At 37.7% G+C, this 636-nt stretch carries 1 pseudogene; it reads right to left on the reverse strand.

Annotation, left to right across the window (positions count from 1 at the left end):
* A pseudogene (locus QNI15_RS38920) lies at nt 1-292 on the reverse strand (hypothetical protein); the annotation flags it as partial.
* Nucleotides 293-636: the final 344 nt, after the last annotated feature.

Genomic DNA, 636 nt, shown 5'->3' on the forward strand with positions numbered 1-636 from the left:
CTTTGACTGCATCGACTTTGACTGCATCGACTTTGACTGCATCGACTTTGTGTTTATAATGCTTGTTGACCCAGGCCCAAAACAATTCGAATCCTTTTTCGGTATTGGCAAACTGGGTACTGGCTTTGACTTTGATCTGCAAATCAGGCAAAAGAACACTCAAACAGACTTTCAAGCTGTCTTTGGCTACATCGATTCCCACACAATACTTCAAAGGAGTCAGACAAGAAGGAGTGTTTGAAGGAGTGTTTGAAGAAGTGTTTGAAGAAGTGTTTGAAGAAGGAGTGCTCATAGACGTAAATTGGATAAGTAAATTGGATAAGAAGTGGACAAAAGTAAAACACAGCTCTTGATAGAACTGCCTTGATAAAAATCTTTTCACCCATCCTACTCCATCGGTTTAACTCATAGAATGCAGAAGCATTAGTGAAAATAGGTCTAATGTTCTTTGGTACTGTTCAACGGCAAAGAGCGGAAAACCTTGTAAGGCCTAAATCCTTTTGATCGATAGTATTGAAAGAATAGCCTACTCAACATATCTATGTTTCTTTTAGGGCTCTTACAAGGGGTGAATAGTTTACTAACCAAGTATTTTATTCAAAATTGTACTTTTTCTTAACCTTTACAAGATATGAG

Origin of the sequence: Xanthocytophaga flava (assembly GCF_030068545.1) — a bacterium.
GTDB classification, from domain to species: domain Bacteria; phylum Bacteroidota; class Bacteroidia; order Cytophagales; family 172606-1; genus Xanthocytophaga; species Xanthocytophaga flava.